Origin of the sequence: uncultured Ruminococcus sp., assembly GCF_946415235.1 — a bacterium.
Taxonomy (GTDB): domain Bacteria; phylum Bacillota; class Clostridia; order Oscillospirales; family Ruminococcaceae; genus Ruminococcus.
Genome location: NZ_CAMKRR010000023.1, coordinates 1 through 23259, shown reverse-complemented (window position 1 = coordinate 23259; position 23259 = coordinate 1). Strand labels below are relative to the sequence as shown.

Annotated in this window: 14 protein-coding genes and 2 pseudogenes; 2 read left to right on the top strand and 14 right to left on the bottom strand. The window is 40.7% G+C overall.

The annotated features are described in order from the left end of the window. Window positions 1-38 precede the first annotated feature (38 nt). From Q0R37_RS06785 to Q0R37_RS06770, 4 genes and pseudogenes are all read right to left on the bottom strand, one after another. Complete coding sequence (locus Q0R37_RS06785; protein WP_294752715.1) at window positions 39-1439, bottom strand: hypothetical protein; 1401 nt, start codon at window positions 1437-1439, stop codon at window positions 39-41. 172 nt (window positions 1440-1611) lie between these two features. Further along, entirely contained in the window at window positions 1612-1800 is a 189-nt protein-coding gene (locus tag Q0R37_RS06780; protein WP_294752729.1) for a BRO family protein, read from the bottom strand. Between the two features lie 203 nt (window positions 1801-2003). Beyond that, window positions 2004-2152: pseudogene (locus Q0R37_RS06775) on the bottom strand (TnpV protein); the annotation flags it as partial. 361 nt (window positions 2153-2513) lie between these two features. After that, window positions 2514-5243, bottom strand: a complete 2730-nt coding sequence (locus tag Q0R37_RS06770; RefSeq protein WP_294752714.1) for a hypothetical protein — start codon at window positions 5241-5243, stop codon at window positions 2514-2516. Between the two features lie 623 nt (window positions 5244-5866). On the opposite strand from Q0R37_RS06770, the gene Q0R37_RS06765 reads away from it, so the two are divergent. After that, window positions 5867-10894 (top strand): leucine-rich repeat protein, encoded by a 5028-nt coding sequence (locus tag Q0R37_RS06765; RefSeq protein ID WP_294752713.1) that lies wholly within the window; start codon window positions 5867-5869, stop codon window positions 10892-10894. Between the two features lie 142 nt (window positions 10895-11036). Here Q0R37_RS06765 and Q0R37_RS06760 read toward each other — a convergent pair. Further along, window positions 11037-11687: pseudogene (locus Q0R37_RS06760) on the bottom strand (DNA topoisomerase); the annotation flags it as partial. 302 nt (window positions 11688-11989) lie between these two features. Continuing rightward, window positions 11990-12481, bottom strand: coding sequence for a BspA family leucine-rich repeat surface protein (locus Q0R37_RS15635; protein WP_366517403.1), 492 nt, complete (start codon window positions 12479-12481; stop codon window positions 11990-11992). On the opposite strand from Q0R37_RS15635, the gene Q0R37_RS06755 reads away from it, so the two are divergent. After that, window positions 12407-13201 carry a DUF4268 domain-containing protein gene (locus Q0R37_RS06755; RefSeq protein WP_294752711.1) on the top strand — a complete coding sequence of 265 codons (795 nt, stop codon included), beginning with the start codon at window positions 12407-12409 and terminating at the stop codon, window positions 13199-13201. The two genes, Q0R37_RS15635 and Q0R37_RS06755, sit on opposite strands and share 75 nt — an antisense overlap. Before the next feature lie 571 nt (window positions 13202-13772). Here Q0R37_RS06755 and Q0R37_RS06750 read toward each other — a convergent pair. The 8 genes from Q0R37_RS06750 to Q0R37_RS06715 all read right to left on the bottom strand — a co-directional run bounded on the left by Q0R37_RS06750 (window position 13773) and on the right by Q0R37_RS06715 (window position 22365). After that, window positions 13773-14528, bottom strand: a complete 756-nt coding sequence (locus Q0R37_RS06750; protein WP_294752709.1) for a hypothetical protein — start codon at window positions 14526-14528, stop codon at window positions 13773-13775. A gap of 162 nt (window positions 14529-14690) precedes the next feature. Further along, window positions 14691-14918 (bottom strand): hypothetical protein, encoded by a 228-nt coding sequence (locus Q0R37_RS06745; protein WP_173458339.1) that lies wholly within the window; start codon window positions 14916-14918, stop codon window positions 14691-14693. Between the two features lie 18 nt (window positions 14919-14936). Beyond that, window positions 14937-15371 carry a hypothetical protein gene (locus Q0R37_RS06740; protein WP_294752705.1) on the bottom strand — a complete coding sequence of 145 codons (435 nt, stop codon included), beginning with the start codon at window positions 15369-15371 and terminating at the stop codon, window positions 14937-14939. Next, window positions 15352-18306 (bottom strand): signal peptidase I, encoded by a 2955-nt coding sequence (locus tag Q0R37_RS06735; RefSeq protein ID WP_294752703.1) that lies wholly within the window; start codon window positions 18304-18306, stop codon window positions 15352-15354. Before Q0R37_RS06735 ends, Q0R37_RS06740 begins: the two co-directional genes overlap by 20 nt. Window positions 18307-18331: 25 nt before the next feature. After that, a complete protein-coding gene (locus Q0R37_RS06730) occupies window positions 18332-19903 on the bottom strand; it encodes a hypothetical protein (RefSeq protein WP_294752701.1) in 1572 nt (523 codons plus the stop codon). A gap of 76 nt (window positions 19904-19979) precedes the next feature. Next, window positions 19980-20801: a signal peptidase I gene (locus Q0R37_RS06725; protein ID WP_294752699.1), complete on the bottom strand. Its 822-nt coding sequence runs from the start codon at window positions 20799-20801 to the stop codon at window positions 19980-19982. 27 nt (window positions 20802-20828) lie between these two features. Next, window positions 20829-21542, bottom strand: a complete 714-nt coding sequence (locus tag Q0R37_RS06720; protein WP_294752697.1) for a hypothetical protein — start codon at window positions 21540-21542, stop codon at window positions 20829-20831. A gap of 64 nt (window positions 21543-21606) precedes the next feature. Next, window positions 21607-22365, bottom strand: a complete 759-nt coding sequence (locus Q0R37_RS06715) for an EAL domain-containing protein (RefSeq protein ID WP_294752695.1) — start codon at window positions 22363-22365, stop codon at window positions 21607-21609. Window positions 22366-23259: the final 894 nt, after the last annotated feature.

Here is a 23259-nt window from a genome sequence, read left to right as displayed (position 1 = left end):
TTTCAAATTAATTAGTAGATCATAAAATATGATTTGAATCAGTAAACATTGTATTTTTTGAGCATTTCAATATTATATTTTTTGCGCCTTGCCAGTTCTTCAAGTGTCTGATCATGCATTTCTTTATCTTCAAGAAACATATGAAGCCTCTCGCATGATTCATTATATCTCTGCTCATATTCTTTCCTATTACGCATTATTTCTTCCTGTGCGCGATTATAGCGTATATCTTCTTCATCTATTAGTTTCAATGAAGATGTATATCTCTGTTCAAGATCAGCAAGCGGATCATTTAAAAGGAATCTGATCGATGCATCACTGTATGGTGCGGCAAGAGATTCCTGTAATGGCAATGAAATAACAGAGATATGGTTTTTGAATACATATTCGTCATAATCTGCAACATCTTTAAGGGTTTTTACATTATTCAGAACAGGCAGAATCCATGTTATTGACTCGTTCAATGCGTTCTGAACTGCTTTTGATAAAGATTTTGACTCAATATATTCATGGTAATGAAAACCTGATTGAATTTCTTGATTAAATGGCTTATCTGAAATGTGCCACTTGGCATAGAAATCAATTAAAGTTCTAAGCCATCTTTCATTTTGACGAAATGAATGATCCAGACAAAGTTCTTTACGATAAACCGTAGCAACCCCACCAAATGCCACCAGATGCGACTTCATATCATTGATTCCAATTATATGTATAATTTCATCATTGATCACACGAACATAATACGGCTGACGTAATTTAGGCTTTTTAAATCCTAATGGTTCAAGCGCCTCACCATATATTTGTGTGAACAGGGTATTTAATGTAAGCTTTTTCTCTTTTTTAGCTTTATCTTTCTTGAAATCAAGAATAATAGTCTGCTCATTTTCATCTGAATCTTCTGGATAGAATAAAATATTCTCACTGTCCATGCCGATGATTGGAGCAAGTTTCGCTAAACCTTCTTCCACAAAGGTATAGCTCTTACTATCCTTGACAATCTCGCAAAGCGTATTCCATAAACTTTTATCGGCTAAAAATGGCTTCCATGCGCTCTCAGATGGCAAATGGATATCCTCGCTGAAATAATCGTCAGCTCGTCCCATAATAAGCGTATCAACCTTTTGTTCGTCAGCACCATACATCTCCAAGATAGCACAGTCGCTGTCGATAACAGTTGTGTTGATACATATCGTCTTGAGCATTTTCGCTATCCTGCCTGCATCAGTTTGAGAAAAACGATTGCCTTGCTTATAGGCTTCTGAAGTTATTGTCACCCATTTGTCATCTGCAAATCTTAGAATGTAGGATATTTCACTTTCATCGCTGTTACAGGTAACATAGCCATTCTTCTTCATTTCTTCTCTGAAGAATTTTATAAACCGGTTTCTGTCAAGCAGGTTTGGATTATGAATCTGCGTAGATGTGAAAAATCTTCCCATTTGAATCCTCCTTCCTTATATAGTTTTGTTGATGGATAAAGATATAAATCCATGTCAATATTATAATTTATTTTCTTTAGTACTGTCAAGAATTAAAGAGCTTAAATATAATAATCGTAAAATGGAACGGAGGCATTTAACACTCATCTACACTATTTGTTCATTTTTGCTTTTAGGAGCTTTCTGTATATAAGCCAGACTCGTTTATGATATACATAATATGATTCTGACCTGAGTCGGCAAAACGCCGACTCAGCTTATCATCATCGACGTGCTTTTTTAATGCATCAGATGTGTCTCTATATCCTAATATTTGAGCTACATCCTTATCATCATATAAGGTGACTATCCTGTATTCCACAAGGTCAGCATACACTTCTATCGGAGTAAAACTGTCTTCGTCAGTAGTAAATGCAAGCGATACATTTGAAAGATCCGAGAAATCGGCTTCATTTCCGAATTCCTTGTCAATGTATTCGCTTATACGACTTTTGGCTTCTTCAAGAACAGAAAAAGCAGTATCAGAATTATCTTCCGATACTGCTTCGTGTACTGTATTATCTGTTAAATGTAGATCAATTCGCTCAGGAGCTGTTCCTCTATCGACGCTTTCAGGTTGTTCACTAATCCAACCCATGCCATCTGATCTTTCGCTTTCAGCTCCTCCGTAGCCCCTGCTTCTTTCATCATTCCCATGCTTTTTCAAGTTTGGAATGTAAATGTACTGCATGCTCTGCTGTACCGTCTAAACCATATTTATTAGGATTTGCAAGGGCCTGCATAATAAGTACCGCATCTGCTATATCTATTTGACCGCCACAGTTAGTGTCGCCTTTGCACTCAGTTTTCTCTGTGGTAGAGGAAATAGTATTTGTATTGTCAGGAATCAAAGTCATTTTTTATATTACAACACACAGAGAAATACTGATAATTGGGATTTCTGTCTCTGTTCACTAGTGGTTCCTTTGTCGGATAGTTATTATAAACTCAAAATGGGAGCAGCCTATTAAGCTGCTCCCAAAAGTTTTATCGAGCCCCATAGAGTGAGCCTGCAGTGATTTTTTTCAGAGGCTCCTATTTGATTCTGATTAAACAATTAGCAACATAAATGCTTGATAAACCAACCTGTTTTTCGACTCCTACAGTAACAGAGTCACATTTTGCTGTACACTTGACATAAACTGTTTTGTCAGATATCGGTGTACTCAGGGTTATTGGTTTTGTACATTCATAATCTGCATATAATACCACACCATAGCCATTTATAAACCACTTGACTGTGCATGAATCATTCCAGCTCTTGAAATCCTCGGGATAAGGTGAAACCTCAAGTTTTAATACATCTCCGAACTTTAATTCTGTTGAGTTATAATTCAGAGTCAAATTGTTAAGATAATTAGGATCGGGGATATATGCTGAATTATATGTACTTTTATTTTCATCTGCCTGAGATGAAGAAACTTTGAATCTCGTATGCACATAGACGGTAACGCCTCGCTGACAATTTAAGCTTAAAGAACCGTCTTTTAATGGATATGTTGCTTTATCCCAGTTCTCAGGTGCTGATGCTGAATCAGAAATAACATATTCCTGATCAGCCTTTGCGTTTATTACTTCTATTGTTGTATACGGACTTTTAACAGCCAATTGTGGAACAGTAACAGTTTGTGGATTTTGTGGCCTGCTGACTCTTACTCCAATACTTTTAATATCTCCTTTTCTGCCGTCTGCCGTCAGCACAACGCGGATAACCTTGCCTGCATCAGTAATTTTAGGAATATAGGTACTTTTATTCTCATTAGGTATATCTGCAAAGTCCTTTTCGTCAACATTATTATTTGAGCTGCTGTTTATCTGCCATTGATAATGCAATTTGTTTGACTGAACCCGTTGAACATTTCCGATAAGCCTGGTTTTAACTTCTTTTCCGCATTCAACTATATATGACGTAAATTCGATACCTCCTGTAAGTTCTGGCATCGGATTTACAACAGCTTCATCCGAACAAACTGAGCCTGCATAACCGTCCGCATCTATCCTTAAATGAATGTGTTGTCCTTTATACTCCTCTTGCGGAGTAAAAGTATGTTTATATTCATACGGAATAGGTATCCAGGTATCATCTATCAAGGTTTTTAATTCCCAGTGATAATGGAGAATCTCTTTCGGAAGTTTGCTGATTTCTCCACTCAGTCCTGTACTTATGGGATTTCCGCAGCAAATCGATGATGTATAAGATATCTTGCCACTCAGTTTTTTGATAATGTGACATTCGTTAGAGTAAAGTACACCTCCATATCCTGATCCGCCGTATGCGCCGACTTTTGCACGGAAGTAATACTGTTCATCACTGGCTTTCGAATAATAATCGCCACAATATGCGTCGCTTATTCTTTCTACGAAGGTCCATGTCTTCTTATCTCTACTTCTCTCCCATTCTACCCATATTTTTGGAGGGGTATTTATCAGTTTGAGCTCGAGAATATCTCCAGCCCCCTTTACTATCCCACTGCCAGCGTATGACTCTTTGTTATCGCCTACAATTCTTACATAACCGCTAATTCTCTCGGGGTTTATAAAGCAAGCCTCTGAATAACGAGCACCAGTGTAACCGTCAGCTGTGACCTTTGCACGGACATAATGGTTCTTATCTTCATTGGTTGTAGTATATTTCAAACTAAACGGTGTGCGAAAATCTGTCCAGTTTACCTTGTCTGTGCTGCGTTGCCACTGTACTGTGGTATTGACTCTCATATTGACCAGTTCTATTTCGATAGTTTGGTTAGGCAGATCGGCATATTTCGTTATTTTGACATTTCCCGGCAAAGGAAGCCATGTACAACGGTAATGTTTAAAACATATTTTGTCAGTGATTCCGTTATTTAAAACTATTGCGTGCAATTGTCCTTGAATGCCTGGGGTTTTATTTGATATGAATTTATCCACATCCCAGTATGTAATACCTTCGGGCTCGTTCCATAGGCCGTCAAACTGATAACGGAAATGACCTCTTTGTGTTGAATGGTCAAGTCTTGTAAGCTTGTCATGAGCGTCCTTTGAAGGACATGAAGATACCTTGAATACCGAAATACCACCGTTTTCATTGGCATGAGTTCCCCTTGCGTCTCCGTTGACGATATATATATGATTTTCTTCGTCGAAGCAGCCTCCCTGAGTATACATGATATCAACCGGCTTCATCTGTGAATCGTATATGTCAGCCACAGAATGTATTTTTAACGGATTAGGCTTTGTAACATCGCCTATTGTGTAGACCTGTAGTCCCACAGAACGTCCTTCTTCAGCACCCTTAAGTTCAAACTGGCTTATATTATGATCGGAAGTATAGAGCAATCCATTATTAGGATTTATAGCAAGCCATGCCAGAGCAGTAAAGTATTTGCCATCATATCTCTTGATGCGCTGTTCGTTTATAAGTACCAGATCACTTGCTCTGTATATTCTGACAGATCTTGTTCCGTTATTTTTGTTTTCAAGAGGAACAAAAATATATCCCTTATAATAATCGATATCTCCCAAATGCATATTTTCCCCTTCTGATGCACGTTTGAATATTTTAGAAGGCCTACGTAATACATTGACGTTGTTATTTTTGTCAATTCTTACATCCTCAGATGTATAAAAGCCATTATAGAAATTAGTTGTGCGAGGGAATTTCCATAGATATCCATTCTGAGTAAAATACCAGTTCTCGTTATCATGGCATACTCCTTGAAACTCTGTGGCTAACCCCTGCAAATCCTTATTATCTGGATACTGACCGATAAGATCGTACATACTCATATTGATCTCTCCTTTGCAATAATATTTTCATAGGTTGATTTTATGACTGAACCTGATAATACTCTGTATGTTTTGCTGAAAGCCTTCTCTGCATCACGCCCTCCGTAAAAAAATACAGTTATTTGTTATTTAAAAGTGCCCTGCGCATGACACTTTTTATCTGTTTGGTATGATATCATTCTATCACTATTACAGTCGTTTATTAAGATGTCATTTGTCACTTCATGTGTGACATTTGTAACTATTTGCATTAGAGCATATTGTAACTTAAAAAAGCAGTCTTATGACTGCTTTTTATTATGTATGATATGGTATATTTTTTTATATGCGAGAAAAGTTGAATATTATTTATATGTGGTATTACTTAAAGTTCTTTAAGCATCAAATAATAATGTGATAATTTTAACAAAAAAAGATTAGACATCAGAAAAAGTTTAATTTATAATATATTGAGTAATGCATTTATATTTAAATAAGGACATTGTGTGTTGAATCTGGTATTTGTTCTTTGCTGTTTGAAATCAAAAACTATATATGATGGGAGATGATAATGTTTTATAGTACCATGTTCAAAATACGTTTGTTTATTCCGCATTATCAAATAATGTAAAAGGAGTCAGATTATGAGAAGTTTTAGTAAACTATGCAAATCTATGATCAGTAGTACACTTGTGATGACAGTACTATGTGCAAATTCTTCTCTCCCTGCAATTGTTCAGGGAATTTCTGCTGAATCATCAAATATTGATCTTTCATTGGATGATGTAAGTTCTGTTGATGCTGAAGCAGTAATCAATGGTATCATTGATTTTGTTCCGGAAGATTCAGTAAAAAACGCCGACATTGTATCATCGGGAACATCATTATTAGACAATTCGGTAATTTTGCCAACATTATCATACACTGAAACTACTAAAAGCATTTCTTTAAGAACTGCGTCAATGGCTGAAGAAAACGGATATAAATACTATATTTCGGGCGGAAATGCAGTTATTGACAGCTATACCGGTGAAGAGACTGAAGTCAATATACCTGAAACACTTGGCGGATTATCTGTAACAGAAATCGGTTATGCAGCATTTTCCGGCAATGTAAAAATCACATCAATAAAGATACCTGAAAGCATAAAAAGGATAAACCATGATGCATTCAACGGTTGCAGCTCACTTACTTTGATTGATATCCCTGAAAGCGTAATAAGCATCCAGGATGGAGCTTTTTCAGGCTGTAGCAGTCTTAAATCTATTACTATTCCTAATTCTATATCACGAATAGAAGATAATACATTCAGCGGCTGTACTAAACTATCAGATATAAAACTGAATAATATAGATTATATCGGTAAGAATTCTTTTTCACAATGTATTTCGCTCATAGATTTCAGTATACCTGAAACAGTAACTGCTATAGGTAATATGGCATTTGCAGGAAGCGGCCTTGAAAGTATTGAAATACCTGATACAGTTACTTCTCTTGGATATGGTATTTTTGCAAACTGCGAAAAGCTTTCCAAAGCAAAGCTGCCTAAAGAGATAACAGTACTTAACTCAAAGAACGGCGTCGGTATGTTCACAAACTGTTCTGCGCTTGAGCAGGTAGCTTTTCCGGAAGAGCTTGTTGAGATCGGAGACTATACATTTTCAGGCTGCGATTTATTAAAGAGCATTTCTATTCCTGAGAATGTAAATAAATTAGGCGCTTTTGCGTTCAGCGAATGCATTTCACTTGAAGAAGTTAATATCCCTGATGCTGTTACAAGGGTTGAGAATGGTACATTCAGTTGCTGTTACGCACTCCCTTCGATAAAACTTCATGACAGTATAGTTTATTTAGGAGAAGCAGCATTTGAGGATTGTATTAATCTCTCTTCAATATCAATACCTGAAAATACCGTTGAAATAGGAGAGGAATGCTTTTATAACTGTGATAACATTAAAGAGATCAGTGTACCGGAATCTGTTAAGCAACTCGGCGGAGGTGCATTTGGAAGCTGTGATACATTAGAAAAAGTATCTCTGCCTGATAGTATAAAAGAACTTTGCTGTTCACATAACAGTGGCTTGTTTACAGATGATATCTCTCTGAAGGAAGTTAAGCTGCCTTCTTCTCTTCAAACAATTGGCGTAGTTTCATTTATGAACTGCGTTTCAATTGAAAAGATTGATCTTCCTGAAACGGTTACTACAATAGGCGATGCAGCGTTTGAAAACTGTTTATCGCTTAAAGAAATTGATATTCCGGACGGAATTTCTGTTATCTGCAGCAGATCATTCAAGGATTGCAATTCCCTTACAAGTGCCATACTTCCAAAGAATATTGATGAGGTAAGAAATAACGCTTTTGAAAACTGTATCAGTCTGTCTGATCTTGGTCAGAAGGCAGGATTCTTTAAGTTCGCTGAATATGCTTTTGCAGGATGCAGCTCGCTGAATGATGAAAGAGCGACTGTGTTTCACAATGCTACACCTGTTGTGAATGTAAGCACAGCTACCAGCATCGTTGGCGGAGCAGCAAATTTCAGCATAAAATATGATCTTAATGACTGGATAAGCTCAGGCATAAATAGCAGCGAGAATTCAGATGTAAGATTTGAACTTCCTCTGCCTGATGGATTAATGCTGATTGAAAGCTCAGTGTCAACAGATTCAGCTGATAATAAGGCTACATTCGTTGGAAATAACACAAATCTTGTAAGCCTTACAAAGTCTGCCGGAACTCTTCGTTTCTCTGCAAGAATAGAAGCATATAACGCTGACGCATATACCATAAATCCAAGGATAAGCTTTTATTCACATAATTACAGTTGGACACAGAGGCTTCCGATAATATCTCTTACTGTTCCTGAGATAACAATTTCTGCACAAAGCAACGTAAGTAGCCTGAATTGTAATGTCTATGGTATTGCGGAGCCCGGCAAAAAAGTTAAGATATATGTTGACGAAAAGCTTGCTGGGGATACTGTTGCAAATGAGTATACAGGCAAATATGTAGCAGAAATATCTCTGCCTGAGAAGAATGATTCCAATGAGTACACTATTTATGCAGTATGCGGAATTTCAAAGACTGACGAAATCCGCGTAGTTTATTCTGATGAAAAACCTTCAATAAGCAAGGTGGAGATGATTTATTGTACCCATGCACCTTCGGATACAAACGCTTATATGGAGACACTTGATATTACGGGTGCATTTACAAAGGGAGAAAGATCTGTTGTTCAGTTTTACCCTGCCGGCAATATACAGTTCAGAATCAAGGCTAACCACTCCGAGAGAATCTCTACTATTTTAGTAAAAAGCCAAAAAGGTTCTGAGTCGAAATACCTGATTGCGAAATATGACGAAAAAGGAGGTTTTTGGATAACTCCTGAGGATCAGTATTTTGACGAAACAAATCATAATTACGTTCCAGGATCACTTAATATCATTATATTTGAAAAAACAAAAGATATTATAGATGAAGCAGAGATAGATGAGTTTTTTGATAATCTTAATATGGAAGACGCAGAAAATGAAGTTATCGAGATCGATGATAACAGTGCTATTAGTAGTCTTAAAAACAATGATGGCGATATTTTGACAGATTGTTATTGTTTCAGTTCAGATTCGATAAAAATAAACAACGAGGAAATAAAAGCAAAAGACATTATACTTGCTCCTGAAAAATATGGCTATGAAAAGTTGAGTAAGAAAAAAGTATCTGATGGTGTGACATTCTCGATATATTCAAAAACAATTCGTTATAATGAGATCAAGGAAAACGATTCTGCGTTTTTTGATAAGCTTTTATTTAAAAAAGTAAATGAAGCATATTCAAATGCCGGCAGAAATAACTATTCTCTGACAGATTATGTTGTCTTCTCACAAGTTGTTATCGCTGATGACGGAAGTGTTCCTGCATATATAAATATACAAGCGGATGCTGAAAAGGACAGAGAACAGTTTACAGAAGTAAAAAATAACAGAGATATCGTAAAACATCTTCATTCTTCAAAAGAACTGATACTGTCATCTTATACTTCTTTATCTGATGGATACGAGGATAGTGATGATGAAAAAAGTGTGGGTGAAAAAGCTGCCGAGAAAGCTAACAAGTCTGCAATAGAAAATATAAAAGATCAGTTTTTGCACTTTTTTGTTACTGACGATGATGTTAAGAATGTTATTGATCAGGTAGATGAGCTTAACGATGAATTAGAAGGATTGACGGAAGAAGATAGCAGTGAAGAACCTGCAAGTACAGGTAATAAAGTCGCAGATCAACAAAAGAAGAAAGTTGACAACTTAAAAAATTCATATAAAGTTTGGGAATCATGGAATAAGTTTTGGCTTAAAAAGGTACATGGTCCCAAAGAGCTTTTGGTTCCGATTTTAGATGGAATGGACGAGTTAGTTCCTGATGTTCTGGATAAACAATTTGAAAGTGATAAACCTAAATTAGAACCCTTAGATGAAAATTGGGAAGGCTGGGATAATGAATATGGTGCGGATGCAAAAGTAAATTTCATTCTTGATCCTTCAGGAATCGTTTATGAGGGTATAAGATCAAAGACAGTCAGCGGTGCAATCGTTACCTGTTATATGCTGAACGAAGATACCGGCGCCTGGGAAAAATGGAATGCAGAGGACTACGACCAGAAGAATCCTCTTGTTACTGATGAAGCAGGTTCATACGCATGGGATGTTCCTGAGGGAAGGTACTATGTTACATGTGAAAAAGAAGGCTTCGATTTAATAAAGAGCGAAGAATTTGAAGTAGCTCCTCCAAAATTTGATCTTGATTTTAATCTGCTTAATACCGGTGCTCCTGCCGTTAAGGGCTTTAGTCTTGACGAAAACACAATAAATGTTGAATTCAACAAGGTAATGGATATTTCTACTATTAACGGTGAATCCGTTGCTGTTAATGGCTGCAATGGAGATATCAGTGTTGAGCCGCAGCTATACTCCAAGGATGATAAGTATACTGACAAGTTTGTGATCAAGGGTGACTTCAGCAGTTCTACAGAACTCAAACTGATCATAAATAATAAAGCAGCAGATTATACAGGAACCGGAATAAATGAATACTCAGCAGATATCAGTAATATATATGCAGATCTGATGCTTAATGAAGAAAGCATTGAACTTGAAGAAGAACGAACATTTAGAATTACCGGAAATAAGGAAATTGTTTCATTTACTTCTGCTGATTCAAGTATAGCAACAGTAGATAATAATGGTGTTATAAAAGCAGTTTCTTCCGGTTCAACAAAAATTACAGCAATTGATAAGAACGGAAAAGAAGCAGTACTGGTTGTTAATGTCAAGGAAATTGAAAACAGCAATTACGCAAACATGATCTGTAACTGGGCTGTTTGGGATTATCAGGGCAGAACAATTAAAAGGGTCGAAAGCACTGAAGTATCTGTAGCAGATGATAAATACGAGATAAAGATGAAGGACAAGGAGGGCAATATTCTTGATATTTATACAATTGACCCTGAGACAGCTGAAGGTACAAATTCTGCAGGAGAAGTTGTTTCTCTGCCTCAGACAGGTAACAACTCAATGATAAATCTACTATTTGTTTTTGGGGCATTCATGCTGATTGGAATTGGGCTGTATGCAGTTATAGCTTCCAGAAATAACCGCAGTAAAAAAGAAGAGCAGTAAACATATAGTTATTCCCAGAAAAATGTAAAATGGTAACAGGCTCTGTTTATAGCAGAGTCTGTTACTTTTATTATCATAACAACAAAAAAGCCCCGTAACGGCAGTAATGTCATTAAGCTACAGCATCAAGTCCATACTCTTTGATATGAACATTGAAATATTTTTCTTTCCGGAAGTTTGCTATCCCATTTTCACGCTCACAAATCATTGCCAGTGTCGGAGTCTGTACTCTTCCAACGTTAAGTGTTCTGTTGTAAAGGCAGGAGAAAAGTCTGGTCGTGTTAATACCGACTATCCAGTCTGCCTTAGCACGGCATAGTGCAGAATTATAGAGATTATCATAATCCTTACTGTCCTTCAGATCAGCAAATCCGTCGAGTATAGCCTTTTCTTCCATTGACGATATCCATAGACGTTTTATAGGTTTCTGACAGCCTGCCTTGTTGTAAACCAGACGAAATATGAGTTCACCTTCACGACCTGCATCACAGGCGTTAACTATTTCAGTAACCATACTGTCATTCATCAAGGAACGAAGAATACTAAATTGTTCCTCCTTGTCGGGAGATATATCAAAGATCCAGTTTTCTGGGATTATCGGTAGATCGTCGATGTTCCATTTCTTATACTTCTCGTCGTAGCTATCCTTATTTGCTAGTCCCACAAGATGTCCGACACACCATGATACGATGTAGTCATCACCCTCAACGTATCCGTTTTTCTTCCCGGTAATACCGAGAGCTTTCGCCAGTGCCATGACGACACTTGGCTTTTCTGCAATTACTAACTTCATATAATCAGTCCTTTCAGGTAAAAATAAAAGAGCCTTTGATTGCTCAAAAGCTCTTATGTATCATTTAAAATATGCTTTATCATTATGGTTCGATATAAAAATCTGATAGAGGAATACAAAGGTAAGTGTATATTCTCAGCACATTTGTGTTTAAGTAAATGTAAAATATCTTATTAGATAGTTTTATATTTCTCATGTTTACACCATCCTTTTTCATTATTAATTGAGCAAAAAGCGATTATAGTTTCCTATAATCGCTTTTTTGGGGGATTCAAAAACAGCTACCATTTTAATCAATTACATTAACTGTATTGTCCATATACCATCTGTTTTTTGAGAAACTTCATATAAGTCATATACCGTAATATCACATTGACTGCCAACCTTGAACAACTAGTAAACATATGATCCATGTTTTTAACATTACTTGTATCAAAACTACTTAGATCAAGAGATTTTAAACTTGAGCAATTACTGAACATATACTCCATACCAGTAACATTACTTGTATCAAAATTATTCAAATTCAGTGCTTCTAAGCTTGAACAATAGTAAAACATATAGCCCATATTAGTAACTTTACTTGTGTCAAAGCTACTTAAATTAACTGATTTAAGGTTGGAACAGTTTGTGAACATTCGTCCCATTCCCTGAACATTTGTTGTATCAAAGCTGCTGAGATCAAGTTCTTCAAGAGCCCAACAACCAGCAGACATATCATGCATTGTTACAACTTTATTAGTTTTAAAATTCGACAAATCAAGAGATTTAAGGTTAGGGCAACAACAAAACATCAGCTTGAACAGACAAACCATGATCATCTTGGAAAGATAATAACTTACGCATCTGGACTTGATGCAAGTGTCGTAGTTTGGATAGTAGCTAATGCGAGAGACGAACATGCCAGTGCTATAGAATGGCTGAATAATCACACAGATGACAATGTATCATTCTTCCTGATAGAGATTCACGCTTATAAAATTGGCGATTCTGCTCCTGCACCAATGTTCAAGATAATTGAACAACCGAATGACTTTGTCAAGAACGTAAAAGCTCTTGCAGAAAAAGGAGAGCTTAACGAACGCCAAAAGCACCGCCTTGATTTCTGGACAAAGTTTAACGATCTCATTGACGAGCGTGGAAAACCTTTTAATAAGCACAAACCATCTACCGACCATTGGTACACTGTAGCTGTTGGCTCATCAAAATGCCATATTTCCATTGATTTGGTTCATAAGGAGCACAGAATTAGAGTAGGTTTGTGGATTGATAACAGTAAGGATATGTTTGATTATTTCTTTGAGAACAAGGCGGCAATTGAATCTGCTGCTAAGGTTAATCTTGAATGGGACAAGCTTGACAATAAAAAAGCATCTGCCATTTACACTTATATTCCTAAACTCATTTTTAATGACCAAAGCAATTACAATGATCTCATGAATAAAACTATAGATTTGGTTATCGCATTCAAAGAGGCTTTTACACCGTTTTTGAGTAAATATACTGGAGACTAACTCTTTCATTCAATGTTTAATAGTAGAGTAATCTTTATAAGAATTATTGAATTGCGAAAAAAATATTTTTTGGAAAGGTACGTTGCTTTAGATTTTTGTTCTTTATTTGTTACTTATTGTGGCAAAAAATCGCCAAAAATCAGTAAAAATGATATTAAACGAATTGCTCTGAAACTGCGTGATACAGGCAATTACTCGAAATAGCACAAATTACAAAAAGTGCTTTGGGTCTCTTCAATTCCCCTCGCCTCCACCAGCACAGAGCCTGTGCGCCCGACCACTTTGACGCTCGCAGGCTCGCTTACTTTTTTGTGACCGTTACTAATATATCGCTTACAGCACTATCATCAAATTTTTATAGATAACACTTCAACGAGCGGGCGCGCGCAGTTCACGCAGTCGCTCGTAAACTCGCTAACATTAATTATGCGGTAGTTTTTCTCCGCGCATGAAAGTTATCTGTTTCGTACTGCTTACAATGGAAAAAGCCTGTAGACCGCATTATGCGGTTTACAGGCTTGCTTTTTTCATTTATAAATGAGAATTATTGCAAAACAGTCCTTTTTACAGCTCATACAGAAGCTATGATGCATATGAAGAAGAAAACAGTCACAGCTATATGCAGCTTACACTTCGATACTGCTTCAAGAAGAGAGAGCTGATGCTTCAAAACTCTATAGCCGATGCCCGCGATAACAGGCAGCAATACAGCGAAAAGTGAAAGGACATCCATTTCAAAATGCATGGTAATAAAGAAGAGCACCAGCGAAACAGCCTCAAGTATCACTACCTCCATTACCAAAGAGGAAAAGCTGTCCTTCTGCAAGCTGTTCTTTTCAGCTTCCGCAGCCGAAAAAAGCTCTTCAAGCTTTGCTTCTGCTTTCCTGTTTTTTTCCTGCTGTTCGGCAGTTTCCGCAGCGGGAAGGCTGCACAGGCTCTTGATATCCCGTTTGTCACTTATGCTTGCGTCGGCAAACATTTTCCCGATCTTTTCTTCCGCTGCTTTGAGCTTTTCCTCCTTCTCGGCAGCAGCCGAAGCTTCTACCAAAGAAGCGGCGCTTATCTGCTTTTTTTCAATTATCGGTCTTATATCTTCCGTCTTTGCAGAAGTCTTCTGCAAAACAGCCTTTGAAGCGATGGGAACATCGCTGCAGGTCATGCTGCTGCCCTTTTTCTTACCGCGTTTATCGGGAGTTTTTGCGCTTGCAAACATCTTTGCGACCTTTTCTTCCGCTTCCCTTTTCTTTCTCAGCTGTTCATCCTCCTCGGAGACAGTCTGTACGGGCTTGACGGGAGCATCATCAATCGCCATTTCATTATCCTGCATATCATCACCCTCTCTGTATCATAACGACGAAGCTGTTACTGAAATTATACCTCAAAAGAGCTTTCCTGTCAATAATCTAATCATATTTACATACAATATTAAGCAAAAGGGCTCCCGAGAGCAGTTTCACTCTGCTTTCGGGAGCCTGCTCATATTTTATTGTCAGCCGAGAGAGCGCAGCTTCTTCTGAAGCTCTATCATGTGGTTACGGCAGGCGGTTATCTCGCCCGTATACTTATTGAACCACTCTACATCCGTTTCGTCAGGCTGTTCCTGAAGCAGTATCGCCTGTACCAGTGCCGACTGCGAACGCGAACGCTTTCTCTCTATCTCCTTTATGGTGCTCATGCAGAGCTTTATTTCTTTTTTCAGACGTCTTTTTTCGCCCATGATAAAACCTCCTCTGCATCAATAGCCTTGCTTGTTTATCGAATCCACAAGTTCCCTTGCCTCGTCGTAGCCCTTATCAAGATCATCAAGGATATCATTGACAGCTGTTTCAAGCTCGTCAAGCTTCTCCTTCATCTGTTCGGGGTACTTTATAAGGCAGGTACTCACTTCATTTATGATCTTTTTTTCTTCGTCAAGGTCTTCTATAAGGAACGCAAAAGCATCTGCACCGCTCATATCGCTTACGATACGCATATACCTCAGTTCAAGATCGCCCTCGGCATTCTTATACGATTCTATGTCGGTGATGACATCATTCAGACCTGTACGATACTGCAATTTGTATGTCTCCTGTACACGCTTGACTTCGTCCATGTACAGAGCTATGAACACGAGCAGTGCCACAAATGTTATCAGGAACAGAACGATCGCACTAATCATTCTCCTTTTCATCAGCTTCTCTTGATTCACTCGTATTCACCTCGTTTTCGGGACTGTAGCCTATCTCTTCCAGCCTGCGTTTCTCCTTTTCGATAGCCTCCCGCATTGCAGCCTCGTGCTTCTCCTCGGGAGTGAGCTTTTCCTTCGCGGCGGCTTCCATGCCTATCTTTACCACTGTCTTTGCTTCATACAGCGATATGCAGGTCATGGTCACGACCACCAGCAGCAAAAGCAGCTTTTTTGCGTCCACAAAGGAGTTCAGCCATATAAAGAACCTCGCCTTGCCCTTGTATTTGCCAACTATTTTGTCAGGATCCGCCGCCGTGCTGTCGTCAACGGGATTGGCGTCGCCCCTTGTGATAAAGCTTCCGTCGCTGTTCTTTCCCACTATCCTGTGAGTGACAAGAAGTCCGCGTATATCGCTCTGATCCGAGTAGAACGAGATGATATCGCCCTCGGAAAGTGAGCTGACATCTGTCTTTTCAACGATTATGTACTCGCCCGTATATATGGAAGGCTCCATACTTCCTGTAACGACACGCAGAATACTCTTGCCGAATACGTTCACAGCCTTTCCCCTTGCGGAGCATACCATGACGTATATAACGAACGCAAGCGCTATTGCAGTTATCACCGCAACTATTATATTGGATATTCTTCCGGAGTTGTCCTCTTCGCTCTCCTCAGGGCTGCTGTCCATAGCTTCAAGGCTCTCTTCGCTTTCGCGTATGCTCTTTTCGAGCTCTGCCTTTTCCTTCCGCCGCGTCTCAACAGCACGGCGCATTCTTTCAAACGCACTGACATGGTACTCTTTATAGAGACGCTTCATTTCCTTGTCTATTGCAAGCTGCTCCTCGGGAGTTCTCACAGGGGGAGTATATGCAGGCTTCGGCTTGTTCTTATCAGCCTTGCGCTTCCTGCGCTTGAACTTCACATCGCCGATAAATCGCATTATCCTGTACTTGGCTGCCTGACCGTACTTCCTGTAGTAGACCTCCATATCCTTTCTTTCCTGCTTTTCGTGCTCCTTTTCTTCCATCTTCGCCTGTTTGGCTGCAAGGAGCTTTTTATATCGCGGATCGTCGGTATCCTTCGGTATGATGCCGAATACCACCGCAAGCAGATGCCTTATCAGTCTGATAAGGACATATATCGGATTCCACGAATATTCGCGGTATATCTCCCTGAAAGGTTTGTTCTCGAAACGCTGTCTGTCAGCCTTAAGACGCTGAGCGCGTTCCGCTTCGGCGCGTTCCTTTTCACGCCGCTGCTGTTCCAGCTTTTTTCTTGCCGCAACAGCTCTCGGATCCTCAAAGGCTTCGCCTTCCTCATTGGCTTCAAGCTCTGCCTTGACCTCCTCGATCTCTTCTTCGGTGACTTCCTCGTAAGCCTGCTTTTCAAGCTCTGCTTCATCAGGCTCTTTATGCATGGCTTCCTCATCGATACCCTCAGCTTCACCGAGCTCGTTTCTTGCAAGCTCCTTGTTGCGGCGTATCTCCTCACGCTCGGCAGCAAGCCTTTCCTCTTCCTCGCGTTTCAGGCGGGCTTCCTCTTCGCGCTTACGGATCTCCTCAAGCCTTGCAAGGCGCTCTGCTTCGAGGCGCTGACGCTCGCGTTCCTCTGCTTCCTGCTCGGCGCGTTTCTGCTCCAGCATCTCCTGAACACGGCGTTCCTCTTCCTCCTTGGCTATGCGGATACGCTCCAGCTCTGCCTGCCTTGCTTCCTCGATGCGCTGCATCTCGGCGAGTCTTGCCTCTTCTTCCTGACGCCGCTTTTCCTCCTCGGCGCGTTCGCTCTCGAGCTTGGCAAGATACTCGTTTTCCAGCTTTATTACGGCTTCGAGCTCCTTGAACATCTCCGTAAGATTTTCGGGAAGTCCCTTTTCAAGTCGGAAATCGCCGTCCGCAGCTATATATCCAGCCGTTGTCTCGGATGAAACACTGTAGTCCGCAGCCAGCGTCTTGTCGAATTTCTTCAGGAACTTCGGCGCTAAGGGCTTGCCCGTCTGAGACTTGAGCTGCTTCATCTTATCGAGGCTGTCCACGTTATTGTACGAACGGAAGAGCAGCAGATTAAGTATCACCAGCTTGTAGAAGTCATTGACGTAGTCCTCCTGGGGCTGCATCGCCGTGTTTTCAACATTTATCTCATAGCCCACCTTGTCGTAGCTCTCGATGTACTGCCATAGTGTCAGGCAGGCTTTGAGGTCCACGTTCTTCATAATGGCGTTGGTACGCATTACAGGCGGACGTATGTAGGTATTTCCGAGAGTTCTGCAAAGGACCGAGCCCTTATAGCCCTCGATAGCCGTTTTCAGCTTTTCGACTCTCTGCCAGACGGTAAATCCGTTGGAGTCGGTAGATTCAAGATTGTCGATAGTTTCTATCTTTACTTCTATCTTCATCTTTCCGCCCGCGCCGTCGTCTATTGCCGTATCGTAGCCGAGGGTATAGACCTCCTCGTCCTTCGATACCTGTGCAAGCTTCTCATAGCGGGTATTTATGAAGATGTACAATCTGTCGATAAGAGTATTTACAAATTTGTTCTCGTAGGTAAACAGACTCTCTTCCTTGTGTATGTTGAGTATCTTCGACGGGGTTATCTTTCCCGTCTTTTTGTCAACGCTCTGGATAAGGTCTGTGTGCTGTGCGAGGTGCTTGACCGATTCAATGGTGGTCTTTCTCGACAACGCTATAGGGACTATCTCCTCTACGTCCTCGATGGTCTTACGGGGACTTCGCAGGAAATTATCCACATGAGTGATACCGTTCTCTATAGCCTCTACCCACGATACGTCTATCGCCTTCTCCATAAGCTTACGGTTGAAGGCAAATGTATTGCGGCCGGAAATCAGCAGGGAATCAAGCGCATTGTATAACTCATCACTGCCGAATACCTCAGTAAGTATGGAAAACTCACTGTACCACTTGCTGTATAAGTCGTTCACTTGTCCTCACCTGCTTTTTTACGAATCAGAACAGCTTCTGCAGTCTTTCGAGATAAGCTATGGATTCGTTCATTTTATTCTTGCCAAATGTCTTGGTCATGTAGGCACAAAGCTCACGAAGCTCTTCTCTCAGCATGGCGAGATTGAGAGATTCAAATTTACGGAATATCTTTGTTGCCAGTATATAGTCTATGCCGTCGAGCTCGTCGCCGCCGCAGGCTACGTATACGGGCACAAAGAGGTTCATCTGCTTGAGGATACGGTTACCGAAGGCAACTCTCAGCTTTTCAATTACCCATAGGTCAAGCTGCTGTATCTTCTTGAGATTTTCCTGTGATATGGGGTACTTGTCGAAGGCTTCCCTGAACAGCTGATCGAGGTGATCGAAGCCCAGATTCATGGGAGGCGTATCGGGAGCGTCAAAGGCAACGCCCTTGGCGTCAAGGTTTATAGGCTGGGCACGGTCGTAAACCTTATCGGAGATAGCGAATGTTGAGTCATCGTTGTTCGCGGTTCCGATATACCATATATTCTGTGGGATGCGTATCTTGCCCTTGTCAAGGTTCTCAGGGTCGGTGCTCCATACGTTCGGGACTATGTCCAGCTCCCACTCGTCAGCGTTTGGCATTTCGAGGATAGAGAGCATTTCCGCGAAGTAGTACTCGACACGGGCGATGTTCATCTCATCAAGAAGTATAAGGTTAATGTCGTTGTTATAGCCTGATGAATAGATCCTCTTGAGCACCTCGGTCTCGTTGAAGTTCTTCGTGAATTCGTTGAAGTATCCGAAAAGCTCCGTTCTGTCACGCCATGAAGGCTGTACGGAAGCAATAGTCGTATCTACCTGAAGGAATTTACCGAAGGAGTACGGGAGTGAAGTCTTACCTGTACCGGATATACCCTGAAGGATAATGAGCTTCGTGGAAGCCATACCCGCAAGGAAAAGGCGTATGATCTTTGGTTCATAGTACAGATGCATTCTTGAGCACGCAAAATTTCTGAAATTATCACATATGCCAACAAGGTCGATCTCATTGTCATACTCAGGCGGCGAATAGGTCTTGTAGAAAGCGTCCACCTCGATGAGCTTTGAGAAACGATGCTCCGTAGTCTGAACGACACCGCTCTCCACCACCTGCGGCTGAGCCTCTCCGCCCTCGCCCTCGGCAGCAGTACCGCCCTCACCTGCAAACGACAATGCAGCTGAGCCTGCGGGAAGTCCCATCTGAGCTACCTTCATAGCCATTATCTCGTCCTTTTCCTTTGCCATCTTCATGACCTTGCGCTGGAGCTCCGCGATCTCCTCGAGGAGATCCTCGTTGCTGACGATGGAATGTCTGAAGCGGACATACTTGCGTATACCAAAGAAAATGAGCATCGCAAGAAGAACGTAGACCGCTATTACAAGGATCACAGCCAGTATCGAGAGCACCCAGCTGAGAGCACCGTAATTCTGAGAATGTTCCTTGAATATATCTATGTAATTTTTTATGTTGAATATCTGCTTGACACCGTGGGCAAAGCCTCTGCCGATGTCCGCATAGCCTTTCAGCATTTCAGAAATAAATGCAAAAAACCATTTTAGAAATTCATTCATAATATTCTCCGCAGGTCCGTAATATCACGCGGACCTTTGCCGAACATCTCGGCTTCGTCATAAGTTTACTGCGTTTTTACGAAAGCTTTTCTGCTGTCTCTTCCTTGATCTCTTCTGCTTTTCCGGAGATCTTTTCTTTTATATCCTCTGCCTTTTCTTCAAGTGCTGCGGCAGTTTTTTCCTTTATTTCCTCTGCTTTTTCTTCAAGCACCCCGGCAGCCTTTTCCTTTATTTCCTCTGCCTTCTCGGCAGCAGCTCCTGCCGCATTTTCTGCTGCTCCGCCCTTGCTTGCGAGGTACTCCTCGATAGCACGGCGCTTGATCTCTTCCTCGTCAAGCTGCTCGGCAGGCTCGGGACGCTTCACCTCGATGAGTGTAACGATGAACTTGTAGAGCTCAAACAGGAAGAATATTGCCATCGGGATAAGTATGCATATGAAGAAGCCCTTCTTTGTACGAAGGAAATTCATGAACTTTCCGACGCCTGCTATCTTTATATTGTTCCATTTGGCGATGATGTCGCCTGCATATGCAGGTGAAGTATCGTCAACAGGGTTGTTGTCGCCTCGTGTGATAAAGCTTCTTGCACCGTCGCCGTCGTTGATGCTGACGATCCTATGGGTATTCTTGACTCTTCTGCCGTCAATGACAGTCCAGAAGGTGATAACGTCGCCCTCCTTAAGGCTGTTGAGGTCGTCGATCTCCTTGCAGATTATGAGATCGTTCCTGCTGAACGTAGGCTTCATAGAGTCTGATTCAACAGTCATCGGAATGTATCCGAAGAGATTTGCCACACCGTTGTTTCTGCCTGATGAAAAAACTATGATCGTTACAAGAAGCGCAAATATAAGTACTATCCATGCGATCACGTTTGCTCCTATTCTAAGTACCTTTTTCATTGTGATTTACTCCTTTAATGCTGATAATTAAGTAGATTCAGTTATTTTGAAGTTCATTCCGAGCTTCAGTGTACCGCCGATTATTTCGTCAATGCAGTCGGGATCGTTTCCCTCAAGCCATATAACAACGGTATATTTATCCTTGTCCCTTGCCTTGAAGCCCTCCGTAGTGGTCTTCATGACTATACTCGATGTAAGAAACTCGCTGTCGCAGTCGCTTTCCTTGCCTCCGCCGTTGGATTTTGTCTTGCCGTAAACGGTCTTTTCACCGTTCTTATAGACCGCCACCCTGACGGCTTCGTCCACCTTTTTGGTGACATTCTCAATGACCATTTCTCCCGTGTAGGAAAGCGTATCGTCACCCGAATTAATAAGGTAGAAGGTGTAGGCTATGAAGTTATCACCGTTATGGCTGCCGTTCACCTTGTCTATATTCTCGGGCAGATCGTTTCCGCTTATATTGGTCATATCATAAACGATATTGGCATTCAGCACTGCGATCGACCTGTCATATTCGGGGGTCTCCGATAAGGAAAGCCCCTGATGCACCATGTCGTACTTGTTGACCTTTACGGTAAAGCTTCCGAACTTGTCATAGAAATAGGATATGGCATAAGCCACAGCTATGATAAGTATCAGTATTATCATAAGAAGCCCCAGTATCCTCATAAGGACGACATGACGCTTGACCTCTTTTGCGGTTCTTCTGAGTTCAAGGACATCAATCAATTTCTCATCCACAGTGAACTCTCCAATCCTTATATATTAGCCGGACGAATACTGTCCGTACTTTTTTTGCGTATTTTCAGCTGTCCGATTTTCTCTTTATGTACCTTTCGGTCATATACTTTCCCGAAAGATTTCCCGCACAGTAAGAGCACTCGAACGAATAGAGCATCTCAGCCTGATGGCTGTTGAAAACGCCGTCCGCCACGGGTTCAGAGCCGATATCGTTGACAAATGATATGATAGACCTAACCGCGTTGTCGGAGCGTTCTCCCCTTCCTATGTAATTTGCTACCTCGGGACTAAGCATGACAAAATCCACAGGATAATCGGAAAGCCTCATCATAGGGCATGATGTTCCTCCGAAATTCGTGAGCATGAAATGGAAGCCGAGATTTCGCATCGACTGTATCGTTACAGGCACCTGCTCATCATTTTCCGTAAGCAGCTTTTCCGACAGCTCAAAGCATATCCTGCTTGTCGGCACCTGATACCGCGCGGCATAATCGGAAGCGAACCTTATCGTGCGCTTCTCGCGCAGCAGACGCACAGGCAGATATACTGACAGCCAGTTGAAGTTTATTTCGCGCTCGTAAAAGGTGTTATTTGCCTCAAGCGCCTGTATCAGTTCCAGACGGAAGAGCTGATCCGCCTGATTGGTCATCTCGGCGACATCTCTGTAGATATCAGGGGTAAGAACGCCTAAATTCGGTGAATTCAGCATGGTTCTCGTTTGCAGGAAAGCAGTCTGACCGCTTGAAATATCCCTTATTGAACGATAGTTCAGTTCAACAGCGCGTAAACCGTCAACCGTTGCTTTTGTGTTTTTAGTAGCCACAGCTTCCGCCCCCTTTTCCAATATTTTACTCTTATTTGTTTTATTATACCATAATTACAGTGCAATGTCAATGAAATAACTATTAATTCTAACAAAAAAGCAGTAATTATTTACAAAAGGTAAACAACAAGCCGCAATCTACTTTCGGTATGGTATATTTTCATTTTTTTCGGTCATAGATGTATAATATACACTCGGTGATAACCTTCCGTTAAAAATAACCCGCCGAGCATAAGCTCGACGGGTTGAGGTATAGAATATGAGCAAGCTGTCAATTTAATGTTCCCAGTTTCCGATCTCTGCACCGTCGGCGGCAACCCGACGGTGCATCAAACTGGAGGTTGATGAGCCTTTGATCTTTACAACGAATTCTTTACTACGGCTGTAAGGAATTCATCGAAGCGGTTAGGAAAGCTCAAACCTAAAAATGGAGGAATTTATGAGAAAGAAGGAATTTTCTTAATTAGCTTTGTGTTATACCTTTTGTTTACAATTATATTATATACCATTTCATCCCATCTGTCAACATTTCTATTTAATCTTAACATTTTATCTAAATCTTTCAGCAGTATGCACATATAAGACTGCTTCTGTTTCATCTGCAAGGCAAACATAATATACAGTTTGTAATGTATGTATATTATTTGCCAACCAAATGAACGGCTCCCGGATATAAAAATGAGCTCTGTCACAAAAACAGAGCCCATTTCTTATTCATTTCAGCCCAGCAACTGAGAAATGCGGCGCACAAATTCCTTGCTTTATACATGATTTGTGCCCACTGATCGCAGTTCGGGGCAATAACCGCCTTACGGCGGTTATTGAGTACACATTTCTTATTATTCTTCGCTTTCCTTACGGCGCTCAAGGACCTTTGACAGCAGTGCAGCTGCC